Here is a 17,369-nt window from a genome sequence, read left to right on the forward strand (position 1 = left end):
CATGTTGAGCGACGTCGGTGACGGTCCATAAAGGTGAGCTGAAGCCCGGTACTCCTGAATAAAAAACAGAACGCTAATGTATCAGTTACATCAACGACGTCAAAAAAATTTATTACATTTACAAATATCTACGTTAACGCAGGAATATCGAACAAAAGTGCACATTAGCGCCGTTACGCGCGAAATAGCTGACAAACATCACATAATTTATTTTTTCGATCACTAAAATAAATCGCGACCTTATCGCTGTGCAGCGGATTGTTGCGTTTTATTTATTGATGCTTTTTCTCTATCACATCATCAACGATCCACCTGAAACACTAACGGTAATATTCAATGATTCCCGGCAATGCCAGAGAATCTCTCACGCGAACGGAGGTAGCAAGTGACCATTGCTATTGTAATTGGTACACATGGCTGGGCGGCAGAACAGTTGCTTAAAACAGCAGAGATGCTGTTGGGTGAGCAGGAAAATGTCGGATGGATTGATTTCGTTCCCGGCGAAAATGCAGAAACGCTAATCGAAAAGTATCAGGCACGGCTGGCCGATCTCGACACGTCAAAGGGCGTGTTGTTCCTGGTCGATACCTGGGGTGGCAGTCCATTTAATGCGGCCAGCCGCATTGTGGTGGATAAGGATGACTATGATGTCATCGCTGGCGTCAACATTCCGATGCTGGTTGAAACCTTGATGGGACGTGATGACAACCCATCGCTGGAAGAACTGATTCACATCGCGGTAGAGGCCGGTCGTGAAGGCGTTAAAGCCCTCAAAACTGAAACGCCAGCGCAAGCCGCAGCTGCGCCTGCTCCGGTTGCAGCGAAAGCGCCCGCTCAGCCGCAAAAACCAATGGCTGCAGGCGATCACATGAAAATCGGCCTGGCGCGTATTGATGACCGCTTGATTCACGGGCAAGTGGCCACGCGCTGGACCAAAGAGACCAACGTTACCCGCATCATCGTGGTATCTGATGAAGTGGCGAACGACCATGTGCGCAAAACGCTGCTGACGCAGGTGGCCCCGCCAGGCGTTACCGCGCACGTGGTGGATATCGATAAGATGGTTCGCGTGTGGAACAACCCGAAATATGGCAATGACAAGGTGATGCTGCTGTTCACCAATCCCACCGATGTGGTGAGGATTGTCGAGCAAGGCGTGGACATTAAGTCGGTCAATATTGGCGGCATGGCGTTCCGTCAGGGCAAAACGCAGGTGAACAACGCGGTATCGGTGGATGAAAAAGATATCACGGCGTTCCGCAAACTTAATGAGCGCGGTATCGAACTGGAAGTACGTAAAGTGTCCAGCGATCAGCGACTGAAAATGATGGACCTGATCGCCAAGGTCAATCCGTAGTTCGCCCTTTGCCTGCATACGTGGGCGAATTTTAGAGACCTTGCAGAGGAGAAATGCAATGGAGATAACCACGCTACAAATCATTTTGATATTTATTGTGGCCTGTATTGCCGGGATGGGATCGATTCTTGATGAGTTCCAGTTCCACCGTCCGCTGGTGGCTTGTACCTTAATTGGTGCGGTCCTCGGTGATATGAAAACCGGTGTCATCATCGGCGGTACGCTGGAGATGATTGCACTGGGCTGGATGAACATCGGCGCGGCCGTTGCACCGGATGCGGCGCTGGCTTCGATTATCTCAACCATTCTGGTTATTGCCGGTGGTCAAAGCGTGGGCGCCGGTATCGCGCTGGCGATTCCGCTGGCTGCGGCCGGTCAGGTTCTGACCATCATCGTGCGTACCATCACCGTGGCCTTCCAGCACGCCGCCGATAAGGCAGCCGAGAAGGGTAACCTGACGGCGATCAGCTGGATCCACGTATCCGCGCTGGTACTGCAGGCGATGCGTATTGCCATCCCAGCACTGATCGTGGCGATTTCTGTCGGTACTCACGTGGTTCAGGAACTGCTGAACTCAATTCCAGACGTGGTCACCAACGGCCTGAACATCGCCGGCGGCATGATCGTGGTGGTGGGTTACGCGATGGTCATCAACATGATGCGCGCGGGCTACCTGATGCCGTTCTTCTACCTTGGCTTCGTTACTGCAGCCTTCACCAACTTTAACCTGGTTGCGCTTGGCGTGATTGGCGTGGTGATGGCGGTGCTGTATATCCAGCTGGCACCGAAATATAACCGCGTTGCAGGTGCTGCAACCAGCGGTCCTGCAAACAATGACCTCGATAACGAACTCGACTAGGAACAGGTGAAATCATGGTTGATACAACTAACACTCCAAAGAAACTCACCCCCGGCGATGTCCGCGGTGTGTTCCTGCGCTCTAACCTGTTTCAGGGTTCGTGGAACTTTGAACGTATGCAGGCGCTGGGTTTTTGCTACTCAATGGTGCCGGTGATTCGTCGCCTCTATCCAGAAAACAACGACGAACGTAAACAGGCGATTAAACGTCACCTCGAGTTCTTCAACACCCATCCTTATGTAGCTGCGCCGGTGCTGGGCGTTACCATGGCGATGGAAGAGCAGCGTGCCAACGGTGCGCCCATTGATGATGCAGCGATTAACGGCATCAAAGTGGGTCTGATGGGGCCCCTGGCTGGTGTGGGCGACCCGATCTTCTGGGGTACCGTGCGTCCGGTGTTTGCTGCGCTGGGTGCCGGTATCGCGATGAGCGGTAGCCTGCTGGGTCCATTGCTGTTCTTCATCCTGTTTAACGCCGTGCGTCTGTTGACGCGTTATTACGGTGTGGCGTACGGCTACCGTAAAGGCGTGGATATCGTCAGCGATATGGGCGGCGGTTTCCTGCAGAAACTGACGGAGGGCGCGTCGATTCTCGGCCTCTTTGTCATGGGGGCCTTGGTTAACAAGTGGACGCATGTGAATGTGCCGCTGGTGGTGTCACGCATCACCGACCAGACCGGTAAAACCACGGTTACCACGGTGCAATCTATCCTTGATCAGCTGATGCCAGGCCTGATTCCACTGCTGCTAACCTTTGGCTGTATGTGGCTGCTGCGTCGTAAGGTGAATGCGTTGTGGATTATCGTCGGCTTTTTCGCCCTCGGTATCTTCGGTTACTGGATCGGCCTGCTCGGTCTGTAATCATCCCGCCGGGAGCCCTGCTCCCGGCTAATATTGAGCGGCATTATCTGAGCGCCCACGTTGAGATAATTTCGCTTGAGGAAGAACACCTAATGTCACTGACTGACGCCCTGATCGCGCTGCTGATTGCAGGCTTCATTCTGTTCGCCATCTATGATGAAGCGATCCTGCCGCGCCGCAATGGCCCGACAAAACTGCGCGTCGCACTGCGCCGTCGCCATAAAATCGATAGCGCCATTTTCGTGGTGCTGCTGCTGATTCTGCTGTGGAACAACATTGATAAACATGGCACACAACTCACCACCAATTTGCTGATGGTGCTGTGCTTTATGGCGATTTGGTTATTCTGGGTTCGCAGCCCGAAGCTGTTGATGAAAGAAAATGGACTGTTTTTTGGCAGCGTGTGGATCGACTACGGTCGCATTCAGAGTATGAATCTGTCAGAGGATGGCATTCTGGTGATGCAACTGGAGCAGCGCCGCCTGCTGATTGCTGTCAAACAGCTTGATGACCTGGAACGGATCTACAATACGCTGGTGGAAGCGCGTTAATCGCGCTGCCATAACGTCAGCATAAAGTCGGCGTCACAGTTAAACTCGCTGGATGCCGCCAGGTTCTGCCACACTTCTTCGCGTGCACGCCAGGCAAATGGCGTCATCTGCAATAAGCTCACCGCCTCACTTCCGCTCAACGTCATGCTGTAATGCAGATTTTGTTGATCGACCTGCCTGAAGCCAGCATACACTTTCTCTTCCGCCGCGTGCAGCTGCACTTCGCGATAAATCAGTGCCTTGAACTGCTGCAAGTGATGCGGTCCCGGCGTCACCGTTAGCAGGTAACCCCCCGCTTTGATCGCGCGGCTCAGCTCATCTTCATTACAGGGCGCATAGATGCGCACCACGCCATCCAGAGAAGCATCGGCAAAAGGCAAACGCTGGCTGGACGCCACGCAGAATTTCACCGCACGATAGCGTTTAGCGGCCATGCGAATCGCTGCTTTCGCCACATCCAGACCAAAGAGTTGCGCCTGCGGTAACGCATCGGCCATCGCCGCAGTGTAATAACCTTCTCCGCATCCGAGGTCTAAAAGCTGCGCACCTTGCTCACCCAGATGCTGCGCGAGGATCCCGGCGACACCCGCGCGCAACGGCTGATAGTGCCCGGCATCGAGGAAGGCGCGTCGTGCCTGCAGCATCTCGGCGCTATCGCCCGGTTCGCGCGAACCTTTGTGCTGCACCGGCAGTAAATTGACGTACCCTTCTTTCGCCTGATCAAACTGATGACCTGCATCACAGCGGAAGCTATTCGCCTGCTGCAATAAAGGCTGATGACAAAGTGGGCAAATCAAAGACATAGACAACTCCGGGTTAGCAATTCGCGGCGCAGTTTACCCTGATCATCTGGCTACAGAAAGAATAAAAGAAAAAGCCCCGTTCAGTGAACGGGGCTTTAGGATTCGTTTCAGTGGTGCATGGCACCGAGCCTGAGGGCGAAATCAGATTGGGGTAACGTTGACCGCAGCAGGACCTTTCTGGCCATCCTGGATTTCGAACTCAACGCTTTGGCCTTCAGCCAGAGTTTTAAAACCATTGCCCTGGATTGCAGAGAAGTGTACGAACACATCTTTGCTACCATCAGCAGGAGTAATAAAACCAAAACCTTTAGACTCGTTGAACCACTTAACCTGACCTTTAATCTTTGCCATTTCGCAAATTTCCTTTCAATGATTATATTGCCCGCAGGCAGACTTACAGATAAACCAGAGACATTACTGAATGAGGCACTAATTTAAGGTTCGGCAAGGAAGCGGTATTCAACGTCAACGTCTTTACTCGTAACTTCTTTACTGAAGATGCCATACATAAACAGAACTGTACCTCGTTTGACCTACGATTTGTTATCACATATCCGTAAATTAATGGCAAGCCATTTTTAAACGGTGATCGACGTGACGCACATAATTAGTTAATAGGCGCGGCACTTCATCAATCAACATATTGACACCCAGCGCGGAAGGTGCGCAAAAAAAGGTTATCAGTCAGTATAGTTAGCGCTTGATTGCCGCTTAGTCAAGCGCAGCGGCAATGTCTATATTGGTACAATTTTAGGGGTTAACAGTACGACAAAAATATTGCACTAATATGGCATCAATAAAATATTCCACTGAAAACTTCGCTCGCTACACAACAACTACGCGCCGTTCAAATCTTGTACAAATAGTTATCCCAGGTATAAGTTATTAATTGCTTTGCACCAAAATCAGGAGAAACCAATAATATGCGCCCCATATAAACGCATTAACATTAGGTGGCATTTATCTCAATTTTAACTATCTACCCAACAATTAAATGTTAAAAAGAACATTGAAGAGCTTGATTTAACAAAAACTCCTTAGGATAAATCTTAGTTGAAATTCTTTCTGGGAGGTATGGTTGCTATTCACACCTGGCTTAAAAGGGAAATTACTAAGAGCCATTATCCCGCTACGCACCATTTCAGTGCGCAGCGGTTGCCATAATGGCGATTATTTTCCCCCTTTTAACGGCTTAGCGTTCCGGGATCATCCGAATAAAATCGCGTTTTTCATCCGCGTCTCCATCCGCTGGTGGTTTTGCTGTGGATGGCTGTGCGTCAACCAGACGGCGCAGGAGCGCATTCTGTTTCTTTTGCTCTTCGATAACGGCTTCCAGCAAACGGATGTGCTCACTGGCGCGCACGCTAGCCCGGTTGACAAAGAACCAGACAATAAAGGCCACAAGAATGATGATGGCCAGAACGCCATAGTTAAACAGCGGGCTGGTGTTTGCGGCTAATTCGTTCATAACTGCCTCTATAGTCAAAAATCAAACATCTACTCCGCCGCTGATTCTACTCGCTGCCGACGCAAAAGATAATGGGTAGCGACGGAAAGCAGATTATCCCGCCTGCCCTCTCTTTCAGTTATCTCTGATCGATTAGATGGCTAAAGCGCGGCATGCTGCTACAGTAGATTCGCAGCAACGTTGGATGCGCTGCGTTGTGTATCACAAGGAGATAAGATGAAACTACTTATTCGGACGATTATGCTGGTGGCATTAATTTGGTTAGCGATGCTGCTGACCGGCTATGGCGTACTCACCGGCAGCAATAAGAATGCGGCGGGACTTGGGCTGCAATGCAGCTATCTGACCGCACGCGGTATGATTACGGCACAGTATCTGCACACAGACAGCGGTATCGTTGGCGTAACGGATTGTCCACTGCTGAAGAAAAGTGGCGAAGTGGTCGACAATTAAGCGTTGAAACGGGCTGGCAACAGCCCGTTTTTCATTTCAGAAAGGATAGTTGTGGTAGCCCATTTGTTCAGACAGATTGCGCGCCGCACGATGCAGCATCGCCACATATTCATTTTTGGCTTCTTCGGAAAAACGAATGGTGGGGAACGAGATGCTTAGCCCCGCAATCACCACGCCAAAACGGTCAAATACCGGCACCGCGATGCAACGTAAGCCCTCTTCCTGCTCTTCATTATCTTCGCCAAATCCCTGTACTTTTACCTGATCCAACACCGCTAGCAACGTTTCTGCAGTGACAATGGTTTTCGCGGTACTGCGGCGGAATTCCACTTCGCTGAGGATCTCCTGCACTTCAGCGCGATCGCGCCATGCCAGCAGCACTTTACCAATCGCGGTGGTGTGCAATGGATTGCGGCGGCCGATGCGCGAATACATACGCAGGTTATAAAGAGAATCGATTTTATGGATGTAGACGATGCTGTCTTCTTCCAGCGCGCCGAGGTGAATGGTTTCTTTAGTCAGACGCGACAGCTCACGCATCTCAATATCGGCGCTACGAATCAGATCGACGTTCTGCAACGCTTTGGCGCCGAGTTCGAACAGCTTGAGCGTCAGCGAGTATTTCTCACTTTCTCCTTCCTGCGCCACATAGCCAAGCGATTTCATGGTCTGTAAAAAGCGATAAACGGTACTTTTTGACATCATCACGCGTTGGGACAATTCGGTGATGCCGTGATCGCGCTCTTCGCCCAGCGCCTGCAGAATGCCAAACACTTTCATCACTGATGAAACCGAGTCTGGCTGTTTATCATTATCACTGCTCGCCATGGCGCGTATCCTTTTTGACAGTGTTTCAAAAAAAACGGAACAGAAGCGCCAGTATATGCGTTTCAGCCTGATGGCGGCAACGACTGACGCTAAGTGACACATCCACACGTAATTTTATGTCAATGAATGCGGTGCTTTTCGGCAGCGAATTGATTAGCATGATGATATTCACTCTCTTTACTTACTTTACTTATGCCTTCTACTGTTGCCCAGGATGGATTACCGCTTCCACAGCGCTATGGCGCGATCATCACCATTGCACTCGGTATTATGATGGCGGTGCTGGATGGAGCTATCGCCAACGTGGCCTTGCCAACCATTGCGCGTGAATTGAATGCCAGCCCAGCCGAATCGATCTGGATTGTTAACGCCTACCAAATCGCCATCGTTATTTCGCTGCTGTCGCTGTCGTTTCTCGGCGATATGTTCGGCTACCGCCGCGTCTATCAGGTTGGACTCGCGCTGTTTATCGCTACCTCCCTGTTTTGCGCCCTCTCCTCATCGTTGAATACGCTGACCGTGGCGCGTGTGCTGCAAGGCTTTGGTGGTGCCGCGTTGATGAGCGTTAACACGGCGCTGATCCGCATCATCTATCCGCAGCGCTTCCTCGGGCGCGGTATGGCGATCAATTCGCTGATTGTTGCGGTCTCCAGCGCGGCCGGTCCAACCGTAGCGGCGGCGATCCTGTCTGTTGCCAGCTGGAAATGGCTGTTCCTGATCAACATTCCGCTCGGCATTGTTGCGCTGTGGCTGGCGTTGCGTTTCCTGCCGGATAACACCCAGAAAGCCAAACAACAGAAATTCGACGTGCCAAGCGCGGTGATGAATGCGCTGTTCTTTGGCCTGCTCATATCTGCACTGAGCGGTTTCTCGCAGGGACAAAACGGCTGGCTGATTGTGGCCGAATTGGTGGCATTGGTGTTGGTGGGCATTGTTTTCGTTCGTCGCCAGTTAGCGATGCCGGTGCCATTGCTGCCGGTGGACTTGCTGCGCATTCCGATCTTTTCGCTGTCGATAGGCACCTCAATTTGCTCGTTCTGCGCGCAGATGCTGGCGATGGTGGCGTTGCCGTTCTTCCTGCAAAACGTGCTGGGCCGGGATGAAGTGGCAACCGGCTTGCTGCTCACGCCGTGGCCGCTGGCAACCATGGTGATGGCACCCATTGCAGGTCGCCTGATCGAGAAGTTCCATGCCGGATTATTAGGCGGATTGGGATTAGCGATGTTCGCTGCCGGGCTATTCCTGCTGGCGCTTTTACCGACGCAGCCAACTGACGTGGATATCATCTGGCGCATGATGCTGTGCGGTGCCGGTTTCGGCCTGTTCCAGTCGCCTAACAATCACACCATCATCACCGCAGCACCGCGTAACCGCAGCGGTGGTGCCAGCGGAATGCTGGGTACCGCGCGTCTGGTGGGACAAAGCAGCGGCGCGGCGCTAGTGGCGCTAATGTTTAATCTGTTCAACGACAGCGGTACACACGCCTCACTGCTGCTAGCGGGTAGCTTTGCCAGCGTCGCTGCCGTAGTGAGCCTGGCGCGCATGACGCAGTCACGGCAGGCTGCCGAATCCTAGTAACAGCAAGGGCGCCATCTGGCGCCCTTTTTTCTGTCTATTACCGACTACTTCAGGTATTCACCGCTACGCAGCGCTTCGATACGTTTATCGAGCGGCGGATGCGACATGAACAGCTCGCTCAACGATTTGTTTTTACCATTGATGCAAAACGCCATCATGCTGCTTGGCTCCTGCGGCTCGTAGCTGGTTTTCAGACGCTGCAGTGCGGCAATCATCTTCTCGCGACCAACCAGTTTGGCAGAACCCGCATCGGCGTGGAATTCACGGTGACGTGAGAACCACATGGTGATGATGCTGGCGAGGAAGCCGAACAGCAGTTCTAACACCATCGAGACCGCGAAATACACCATCGGATTTCCGTTGCTGCTCTCTTCACCGTCGCGGTTACCCGACAGGAAGCCGGAAGCGATCTGTGCCAAAATGCGCGAGATGAAGATGACAAAGGTGTTCACCACACCCTGAATCAGCGTCATGGTGATCATGTCACCATTGGCGATATGGGCGATTTCGTGCGCCAGCACCGCTTCAGCTTCATCACGGCTCATGTTTTGCAACAGGCCGGTGGAAACAGCGACCAGCGACGCGTCACGGCGTGCGCCTGTCGCAAAGGCGTTAATGTCGGGCGCGTGATAAATCGCCACCTGCGGCATCGCAATGCCAGCCTGTTGTGCCTGGCGGCCGACGGTATCCATCAGCCAGCGTTCCGTCTCATTACGCGGTTGTTCAATGACTTCACCGCCAACGGAACGTAGCGCCATCCATTTAGACATCAGCAGTGAAACAAACGCACCGCCGAAGCCAAACAGACCTGCCATAATCATCAGACCCATAACACTGCTTGACTGGATTCCTGTCAGACTCAAAATCAGTCCGAATACCAACATCACCGCCAGGTTGGTGAGCAGGAAAAGAGCAATACGCATCATAAACGTTAATCTTCCTCAGTTGTGCACGCGCATATGCGCGGATATCTATCCTATGGTCATCGCCGCGCATTTCAAGCAACCTTAATCTTTAAGTGCCTAAAAAGACATAACTTTACATTAGGCAGTGAAGTGCGAAGTTCGCTGCGTTAGTAAGGCTTAACGACGATTTTAGCGTAAAAAAAAGCACCGCCGAAGCGGTGCTATTTCACAAACCAGACGGTTACTTCGCGGTTGCGGCAGCAGGCTGAGATTTCTCCAGCTGCGCCATATCGTTAGCGATTTTCACTGTTTCATCCAGATACGGATCCGGCTCTTTATAGTCTTTCGGCAGATCTTCGATGCTCTTCAGCGGCGCTTTACCTTCCGCCTGATAGCGCGCGTTAATGCGCTCCAGACGCAGTGCATCATCTTCACGGTTCTCTTTCTCACGTTGGGCAAGATTGAGCGACACGATATTACGCTTGTCTTTCATCGCATCGAAACGCGCAATATCTTTCATGATGTACTGGAACTCGCGATCTTTAGCGATGCGATCGGCGTGCTCTTTGGTCAGCTGCGGTACCAGCGGCGCGATATCGCCGGTTTTGGTGTAGCTTGCCGCATTCACACTGTCCCAAGGCAGCGCGTTGTCCTCGAACTTCTCGCCAGTTTCTGCCGCTTCAACGCCGGTTGGCATCAGCAGATCTGGCGTTACGCCTTTACGCTGCGTGCTGCCACCGTTAATGCGGTAGAACTTCTGAATGGTGTACTGTACAGAACCCAGCGCTGGCCACTCTGGACGCAGCATCTGATCGTAGATACGGTTCAGCGAACGATACTGCTGCACGGTGCCTTTACCAAAGGTCGGCTCACCGACAATCAGCGCACGGCCGTAATCCTGCATCGCCGCAGCGAAGATCTCAGAAGCCGAAGCACTGAAGCGATCAACCAGCACCACCAGCGGACCTTTGTAATAGACGATGCCGTCGTTATCGCTGTCTTCACGCACGCGGCCATTGTTATCACGCACCTGCACCACCGGACCGCTTGGAATAAACAGGCCCGAAAGTGAAACGGCTTCGGTCAAAGCGCCACCGCCGTTGGTACGCAGATCGATCACCACGCTGTCGACGTTTTGCTTCTGCAGCTTCTGCAGCTGCACCTTCACATCGTCAGTCAAACCAACGTAGAAGCCAGGAATGTCGAGCACGCCAACTTTCTGTTTGCCGACGTTATGCACGGTGCCTTTCACAGCGCGATCTTCCAGACGGATTTTTTCACGCGTCAGCGTGACGGTGCGGGTTTTAGTGCCCTTGCCCGCTGGCAGGATTTCGAGGCGTACTTTGCTGCCTTTCGGTCCTTTGATTTTAGAAACCACATCATCCAGACGCCAGCCAATCACATCTTCCATCGGTTTGCCCGGCTGAGCGACACCGACAATGCGGTCGCCCACGCTGATCGCTTTACTCTTCGCCGCCGGACCGCCTGCGACCATCGAGTTGATCACCGTGTAATCGTCATCCATCTGCAGCACTGCGCCGATACCTTCCAGCGACAGGCTCATTTCAGTGTTGAATTGCTCGGTGTTGCGCGGCGAAAGATAGTTAGTGTGCGGGTCGATTTCATGCGCGAACGCAGTCATCGCCAGCTGGAACACATCTTCACTGTTGCTTTGCGCCAGACGACGGATGGCAAAGTTGTAACGCTTGGTCAGCGTTTCGCGAATCTCTTTCTCATCTTTACCGGCCAGTTTCAGGCTCAGTTCGTCATATTTAACTTTGGCATCCCACAGCGCGTTGAGCTCATCGACGCTCTTTGGCCATGGCGATTTTGCCCGGTCAATGTCAATGGTGTCATTGCCGGTGAAATTCATTGGGCGATTCAGCACGCTCAGCGCATATTGATAGCGCTCAAAGCGGCGTTTCTGCGCCAGATTGTAGAGATCGTAAAACACATCCAGCTTACCGCTGCGGAACTCATCACCCACGGTGGTTTTCTTATCGGCGAACTGCGCGATATCCGATGCCAGCAGCACGTTGTGGCTGTAGTCGAGCAGATTCAGGTAGCGATCAAAAATTTTTGCGGAGAAGTCCTGATTCAAATCGAACTGACGATAGTGAGAGCGGGTGAAACGCGAGGTAACGCGTTCGCTGACGGTGGGATGCTGTGGCTCTTCGTGTAGCTGGGGAATCTGGTCGGCGCGGGTAATATTATCTGCACCAAAGGTGGGGCCTGCTAAAAGCAGGCCCGCGATCATACCGATCTTTAAAATGTTGTTCATGCCAGGGTCAGCCTCCGTTTCAGAACTGCAAATGTTCTGCGCGCACAATCATAGCCATGCCGGAAGCGAGCTGAACCCGAACGCCATCTTTAGTAATTTCAAGAATGGTAGCGTCCATTGCACCTTTGCCTGCAGTCACTTTGATGCTCTGGCCGGGCTGCAACGTTGAGGTATCAGTGACAGGTTTGGCCCGCGGTGGCTGCGGTGCGGCTGCACGCTCAGTCGCGGCCGCACGCGGCGCCTGAGGACGTGGCTTACGCGCGGCATCACCTTCGGCAGCTTTACGCGGAGCAGACTTGCGCGGACGACGTTCAGCGGTCTCTTCACCGGCTTCACGCTTCTTCGCTTTCTGCTGATCGCGCTGCGCCTGAACGCGGGCTTTCGCTTCTTCCAGTTGCTTGCGCGCATGTTCTACGTGTTGCTCATCCAGCACGCCACAGGCGTTGCCATCGAGATCGACACGAATGGCACCCGCTTTGATGCCATAAAGATAACGCCAGCTAGAGGTATAAAGACGTAAGGCAGAACGCAGTTGCGTCTTGCTCAGGCTCAGTTCGCCTTGAACACGCTCGACCAGATCTTGAAAAATGCCGATTTTGAGCGGACGCGCCTCGCCTTCGGCGCTAAAGCATTGCGGAAAACGTTCCGCCAAAAAGGCGATGACTTCTTTACTGCTATTCAACTTAGGTTGATTTTCCATGAAATTTCCTGATTACAACGGATTTGCCGACCAGAGCAGGCATGAACAGGCGACATTATAATGACAACATCGCCAAATGCTATGTGATCCAGTCGATTAGCTGTGCGTCAGCTGAATAAATTTTACGATGTCGCTGCCCGCCAGCACTTCACAAAGCCCGTCGGTAAGGGCCATCAGCCCCGCTTCGTCCTCGCTATCGAAGCGAGAATAAACCGTACTATCAATGTCTAAAACACCCACGAGGGTGCCATTTACTTTCAGAGGAATCACGATTTCAGCATTACTGGCGGCGTCACACGCGATATGGCCAGGGAACGCGTGCACGTCTTCCACCAATTGCACTTTGTCCTCGGCTACCGCGGTTCCACACACGCCTTTGCCAACCGGAATACGTACGCAGGCGATTTTGCCCTGGAACGGGCCCAGCACCAGCGTGTTCGGTTCCGTCAGTAAATAGAATCCAGCCCAGTTCACGCCTTCCAGGCGTTCGAAAAGCAGTGCACTGCAATTGCCGAGCGCGGCCAGGAACGAGGTTTCACCCGCCAACAGGGCGCGGACATCGCGATTCAAATCCTCGTAAAAAGCTTTTTTGTTCATTGTTCAACCATAACTCGTCACTGGGGTGACCTTGTTGTCACTCAGTTGTTAAAATAAGCACTAATAATCCAGGCGCAGAAGGTGAATCATTCTGTTAGTTACTATACCCTTAGCAGTCGGTGGATAAGCGTATTCTGGTACCACCGAATATTGCAGGCAACTTTGCGCTACTCAGCATGCCGGTAACCGTAACGAACGATGGGCACTTGCGTCACCTATGAAAATTCACGCTATCAGCCAGACGTTGCCCCACGCACGTTATCAGCGTTGTCCGCAATGCGATACCCTTTTTTCCTTACCGGATGTGAAATCGCATCAGACAGCCTATTGCCCGCGTTGCCATGCACAAATTCAGAGCGGTCGTGACTGGTCGATGACGCGACTCACCGCCATGGCGGTGGTCATGATCGTGTTGATGCCGTTCGCCTTTAGCTTGCCGTTGGTTGATATTCGTCTGCTTGGCATGCGCATTAACGCCAGCCTGCTGGAGGGCGTGATCCAAATGACGCAGCAAGGCAACATCCTCACCGCTTCAATGGTGGCGTTTTGCACCATTGGCGCGCCGGTTACGCTGGTCATCGGCATTCTCTATCTGTGGGTGGGCAACGCGCTCGGAATGAACCTGCGCCCGGTCCTGCTGATGATGGACAAGCTCAAAGAGTGGGTGATGCTGGATATCTATCTGGTCGGCGTGGCGGTGGCATCGATCAAAGTGCAGGATTACGCCTCACTGGAAGTGGGCTACGGTTTAGTGGCCTATATTGCACTGACGGTGCTGAGCCTGCTGACGCTGATCCACCTGAACGTCGAGCAACTGTGGGAACACTATTATCCGCAAGCGATGCCCACCTCCCCGCCTGAAGAGTGGCAAGTGTGCCTGAATTGCCATCAAACCGGTGTAGCCGATGAGCGTGGGCGCTGCACGCGTTGCCACACGCCGCTTGACTACCGCCGACGCCACAGTTTGCAGAAATCCTGGGCGGCGCTCATCGCCTCGATTGTGCTGCTGATCCCCGCCAATTTGCTGCCGATTTCGGTGGTCTATGTTAATGGCGCACGCCGTGAAGACACCATCTTCTCCGGCATTCTGGGATTGGCATCGGGCAATATACCGGTGGCCGCGGTGGTATTTATCGCCAGCATTCTGGTGCCCTTTACCAAAGTGTTAGTGATGTTGACTCTGTTACTCAGCATTCACTTTAAATGCGAACAGGGCTTAAAAACCCGCATTCGCCTGCTGCGCGCCGTCACCTGGGTGGGCCGCTGGTCGATGCTGGATCTGTTCGTCATTGCTGTAACCATGTCGCTGGTCAATCGTGATCAGCTGCTGGCTTTCACCATGGGACCGGCCGCCTTCTATTTTGGTGCCGCCGTTGTCCTGACCATTATGGCTGTAGAGTGGCTTGATAGCCGCCTGATCTGGGATGCACATGCAACAGGAAACGCCGACTACACCGACTAGCGCCAATCTGCGCAATAAGCGCAAGATTTCGCCATTCTGGTTATTGCCCATCATCGCCCTGCTGATTGCTGGCTGGCTGCTATGGACCAACTATCAGGAGCGCGGTACGACGATCACCATTAACTTCCAGACTGCCGACGGGATTGTGCCAGGCCGTACGCCGATTCGTTATCAGGGCGTGGAAGTGGGTACGGTGCAAGGCATTGTGCTGAGTGATGACTATCGCAGCATCCAGATTAAAGCCAGCATCAAAAGCGACATGCGCGATGCACTGCGTGAAGACACTCAGTTCTGGCTGGTGACGCCGAAAGCCTCATTGGCGGGCGTCTCCGGGCTTGATGCGCTGGTCGGCGGTAACTACATCGGCATGATGCCGGGTAAAGGTAAAGAGAGCGATCACTTCACCGCACTCGATACCCAACCTAAGTATCGCGTTAATACCGGCGAACTGCTTATCCACCTGCGCGCGCCCGACCTCGGCTCGCTCAACACCGGTTCGCTGGTTTATTACCGCAAAATTCCGGTGGGTCGCGTTTACGATTACAGCCTCAACAACAGCACCGACGGCGTCACCATTGATGTGCTGATTGAGCGCCGCTTTATCAATCTGGTGAAAAAGCAGAGCCGCTTCTGGAATGTTTCAGGCGTTGATGCAGATGTCAGCCTGAGCGGTGCCAAAGTGAAGCTGGAAAGCCTGGCCGCGTTAGTGAATGGCGCGATTGCCTTCGATTCACCTAATGACGGCGAGCAAGCTCAGGTGGATGCCAACTACCAGCTCTATCCGGATTTGGCGCGCAGTCAGCGCGGCGTGCAAGTGAAACTGAACCTGCCGAGCGGCGATAACCTGAAAGCCGATAGCACGCCACTGATGTATCAGGGACTGGAAGTCGGCACCTTAACCAAACTCAACCTGCTGGATGGCGGCAAAGTCACCGGCGAGCTGACGGTTGATCCTTCAGTAACCGGTTTGATGCGCAGCGGGACGCGCATTGAAATGCGCACGCCGAAGATCAGTCTGACCGACACCAATCTCAGCAGCCTGTTAACCGGTAATACTTTTGAACTGGTGCCAGGAGAAGGCGAACCGCAGGATCACTTTACCGTGTTGCCAGCCAGCGAAACATTGCTGCAGAAACCTGACGTGCTGACAGTAAAACTCAGCGCGCCGGAAACCTACGGTATCGATGCCGGCCAGCCGGTGATGTTGTATGGCATGAAAATCGGTCAGGTGATTTCACGCACGCTGGATGAAAATGGCATCAGCTTTGTGGCGGCCATCAATCCGGAGCACCGTAATCTGGTGCACGCTGACAGCAAGTTTGTGGTGAATAGCCGCCTTGATGTGAAGTTTGGACTTGACGGGATGAAAGTGCTGGGCGCCAGCGCGCGCGAGTGGGTAGATGGCGGCATTCGCCTGATTCCTGGCGCGAAAGGCAATCCTTCCAGTCGTTATCCTTTATATGCGGATGCGGAACGTGCCGAAGAAGGCATCGTGGGTGAACAGCCGCCAACCACGCTGAAACTTACCGCCAAAAGCTTGCCGGATGTACAGGCCGGTTCAGTGCTGCTGTACCGCAAATTCCAGGTCGGTGAAGTGGTGGATGTAGTGCCGCGCGCGGATGCGTTTGAAATCTCGATTCATATCCAGCCGCAGTATCGTAAGTTGCTGACCAGCGAGAGTGTGTTCTGGGCCGAAGGCGGTGCCAAAGTGCAACTTAACGGCAGCGGTTTGACCGTGCAAGCGTCCCCGCTCAACCGCGCGCTCAAAGGCGCGATCAGTTTCGATAATCTCACCGGCGCGCAGGCGGCGAAAGGCGTGAAACGCGTGCTCTACTCGTCAGAAACCGCGGCGCGTGCAGTTGGCAGCCAGATTACGCTGCACACCTTCGATGCCAGCAAACTGGCGGCGGGCATGCCGATTCGCTATCTCGGCATCAATATTGGTCAGGTTGAATCACTGGCGCTGAGTTCTGATAACAATCAGGTTGTCGCCAAAGCGGTGCTTTATCCGGAATACGTGCAGGATTTCGCGCGCATCGGCAGCCGCTTCTCGGTGGTGTCGCCGGAGATTTCTGCGGCGGGCGTTAACCATATCGAAACGCTGCTGCAGCCTTATCTCAACGTCGATCCGGGCAAAGGTTCGCCGGCGCGCACCTTTGAACTGCAGGAAAGCACCATCACCGATTCACGCTACCTGAACGGCTTGACGATATATGTCGATGCCGCTGACGCGGGATCGCTGTCGGTGGGCACGCCAGTGCTGTTCCGGGGCGTTGAAGTGGGCACCGTCACCGGAACGTCGCTGGGCAATATGGCGGATCGCGTGCAGATCGCGCTGCGTATCAGCAAAAAGTACCAGCATCTGGTGCGCAACAACTCGGTGTTCTGGCTGGCTTCCGGCTATAACTTCGATTTCGGTCTGATCGGCGGCGTGTTGAAAACCGGCACCTTCCAGCAGTTCATTCGCGGCGGCGTACAGTTTGCCACGCCGCCGACGGTGCCATTAGCACCGCAGGCCGGCGCCAACAAACACTTCCTGCTACAGGATGAAGCGCCGAAAGCGTGGCGCGACTGGGGCACGGCGATTCCGGACCCTCATTAACCTTAAGCAAATCGGGCAGCCTGGCTGCCCGATTCTTTTTCGCGTGTTACACTTCGCGCTCATTT

17 protein-coding genes are annotated in these 17,369 nt (G+C 53.4%); 8 read left to right on the forward strand and 9 right to left on the reverse strand.

The genetic code is table 11. The features are described from left to right. The first annotated feature begins 385 nt into the window (after positions 1 to 385). From manX to IB226_RS05970, 4 genes are all read left to right on the forward strand, one after another. The gene (gene manX / locus IB226_RS05955) at positions 386 to 1,357 is read left to right on the forward strand and encodes a PTS mannose transporter subunit IIAB (RefSeq protein WP_192234065.1); all 972 of its coding nucleotides are present in this window, start codon (positions 386 to 388) and stop codon (positions 1,355 to 1,357) included. Positions 1,358 to 1,415: 58 nt separating this feature from the next. Then, on the forward strand, positions 1,416 to 2,216 hold the full coding sequence (locus IB226_RS05960) for a PTS mannose/fructose/sorbose transporter subunit IIC (protein WP_192234068.1): 801 nt from the start codon (positions 1,416 to 1,418) through the stop codon (positions 2,214 to 2,216). A gap of 14 nt (positions 2,217 to 2,230) precedes the next feature. Then, complete coding sequence (locus tag IB226_RS05965; RefSeq protein WP_008110411.1) at positions 2,231 to 3,076, forward strand: PTS mannose transporter subunit IID; 846 nt, start codon at positions 2,231 to 2,233, stop codon at positions 3,074 to 3,076. Between the two features lie 92 nt (positions 3,077 to 3,168). Next, a complete protein-coding gene (locus IB226_RS05970) occupies positions 3,169 to 3,627 on the forward strand; it encodes a DUF986 family protein (protein WP_110866290.1) in 459 nt (152 codons plus the stop codon). Here the strand turns inward: IB226_RS05970 and rlmA are convergent. The 4 genes from rlmA to IB226_RS05990 all read right to left on the reverse strand — a co-directional run bounded on the left by rlmA (position 3,624) and on the right by IB226_RS05990 (position 5,898). Continuing rightward, complete coding sequence (gene rlmA / locus IB226_RS05975) at positions 3,624 to 4,430, reverse strand: 23S rRNA (guanine(745)-N(1))-methyltransferase (RefSeq protein WP_192234070.1); 807 nt, start codon at positions 4,428 to 4,430, stop codon at positions 3,624 to 3,626. The two genes, IB226_RS05970 and rlmA, sit on opposite strands and share 4 nt — an antisense overlap. Before the next feature lie 141 nt (positions 4,431 to 4,571). Beyond that, positions 4,572 to 4,781 carry a transcription antiterminator/RNA stability regulator CspE gene (gene cspE / locus IB226_RS05980; protein ID WP_008110414.1) on the reverse strand — a complete coding sequence of 70 codons (210 nt, stop codon included), beginning with the start codon at positions 4,779 to 4,781 and terminating at the stop codon, positions 4,572 to 4,574. A gap of 83 nt (positions 4,782 to 4,864) precedes the next feature. Next, a complete protein-coding gene (locus IB226_RS05985; protein ID WP_110866451.1) occupies positions 4,865 to 4,939 on the reverse strand; it encodes a DUF2627 domain-containing protein in 75 nt (24 codons plus the stop codon). A gap of 683 nt (positions 4,940 to 5,622) precedes the next feature. Next, complete coding sequence (locus IB226_RS05990; protein WP_192234072.1) at positions 5,623 to 5,898, reverse strand: YebO family protein; 276 nt, start codon at positions 5,896 to 5,898, stop codon at positions 5,623 to 5,625. A 216-nt stretch (positions 5,899 to 6,114) separates the two neighbouring features. Here IB226_RS05990 and IB226_RS05995 point away from each other — a divergent pair, with 216 nt between their 5' ends. Continuing rightward, complete coding sequence (locus tag IB226_RS05995; RefSeq protein ID WP_008110416.1) at positions 6,115 to 6,351, forward strand: YobH family protein; 237 nt, start codon at positions 6,115 to 6,117, stop codon at positions 6,349 to 6,351. A gap of 36 nt (positions 6,352 to 6,387) precedes the next feature. Here the strand turns inward: IB226_RS05995 and kdgR are convergent, their stop codons facing one another. Next, a complete protein-coding gene (kdgR, locus tag IB226_RS06000) occupies positions 6,388 to 7,179 on the reverse strand; it encodes a DNA-binding transcriptional regulator KdgR (protein ID WP_192234074.1) in 792 nt (263 codons plus the stop codon). A 192-nt stretch (positions 7,180 to 7,371) separates the two neighbouring features. Here kdgR and IB226_RS06005 point away from each other — a divergent pair, with 192 nt between their 5' ends. Next, positions 7,372 to 8,754, forward strand: a complete 1,383-nt coding sequence (locus tag IB226_RS06005) for an MFS transporter (RefSeq protein WP_192234076.1) — start codon at positions 7,372 to 7,374, stop codon at positions 8,752 to 8,754. Between the two features lie 47 nt (positions 8,755 to 8,801). On the opposite strand, the gene htpX is transcribed toward IB226_RS06005, so the two are convergent. The 4 genes from htpX to IB226_RS06025 all read right to left on the reverse strand — a co-directional run bounded on the left by htpX (position 8,802) and on the right by IB226_RS06025 (position 13,240). Continuing rightward, positions 8,802 to 9,683, reverse strand: a complete 882-nt coding sequence (gene htpX / locus IB226_RS06010; RefSeq protein ID WP_101764183.1) for a protease HtpX — start codon at positions 9,681 to 9,683, stop codon at positions 8,802 to 8,804. 220 nt (positions 9,684 to 9,903) lie between these two features. Then, positions 9,904 to 11,943 carry a carboxy terminal-processing peptidase gene (prc, locus tag IB226_RS06015; RefSeq protein ID WP_101764182.1) on the reverse strand — a complete coding sequence of 680 codons (2,040 nt, stop codon included), beginning with the start codon at positions 11,941 to 11,943 and terminating at the stop codon, positions 9,904 to 9,906. 19 nt (positions 11,944 to 11,962) lie between these two features. Beyond that, positions 11,963 to 12,643: an RNA chaperone ProQ gene (gene proQ, locus IB226_RS06020; protein WP_192234078.1), complete on the reverse strand. Its 681-nt coding sequence runs from the start codon at positions 12,641 to 12,643 to the stop codon at positions 11,963 to 11,965. Positions 12,644 to 12,739: 96 nt separating this feature from the next. Next, entirely contained in the window at positions 12,740 to 13,240 is a 501-nt protein-coding gene (locus IB226_RS06025) for a GAF domain-containing protein (protein WP_101764180.1), read from the reverse strand. A gap of 217 nt (positions 13,241 to 13,457) precedes the next feature. Here IB226_RS06025 and yebS point away from each other — a divergent pair, with 217 nt between their 5' ends. Further along, positions 13,458 to 14,702 carry a membrane integrity lipid transport subunit YebS gene (gene yebS, locus IB226_RS06030; RefSeq protein ID WP_137385925.1) on the forward strand — a complete coding sequence of 415 codons (1,245 nt, stop codon included), beginning with the start codon at positions 13,458 to 13,460 and terminating at the stop codon, positions 14,700 to 14,702. Then, positions 14,671 to 17,304 carry a PqiB family protein gene (locus IB226_RS06035; protein WP_192234080.1) on the forward strand — a complete coding sequence of 878 codons (2,634 nt, stop codon included), beginning with the start codon at positions 14,671 to 14,673 and terminating at the stop codon, positions 17,302 to 17,304. The genes yebS and IB226_RS06035 overlap by 32 nt, the downstream gene beginning before the upstream one ends. Positions 17,305 to 17,369 lie beyond the last annotated feature (65 nt).

Origin of the sequence: Pantoea sp. PNT03 (assembly GCF_014852515.1) — a bacterium.
Lineage (GTDB): Bacteria > Pseudomonadota > Gammaproteobacteria > Enterobacterales > Enterobacteriaceae > Pantoea > Pantoea leporis.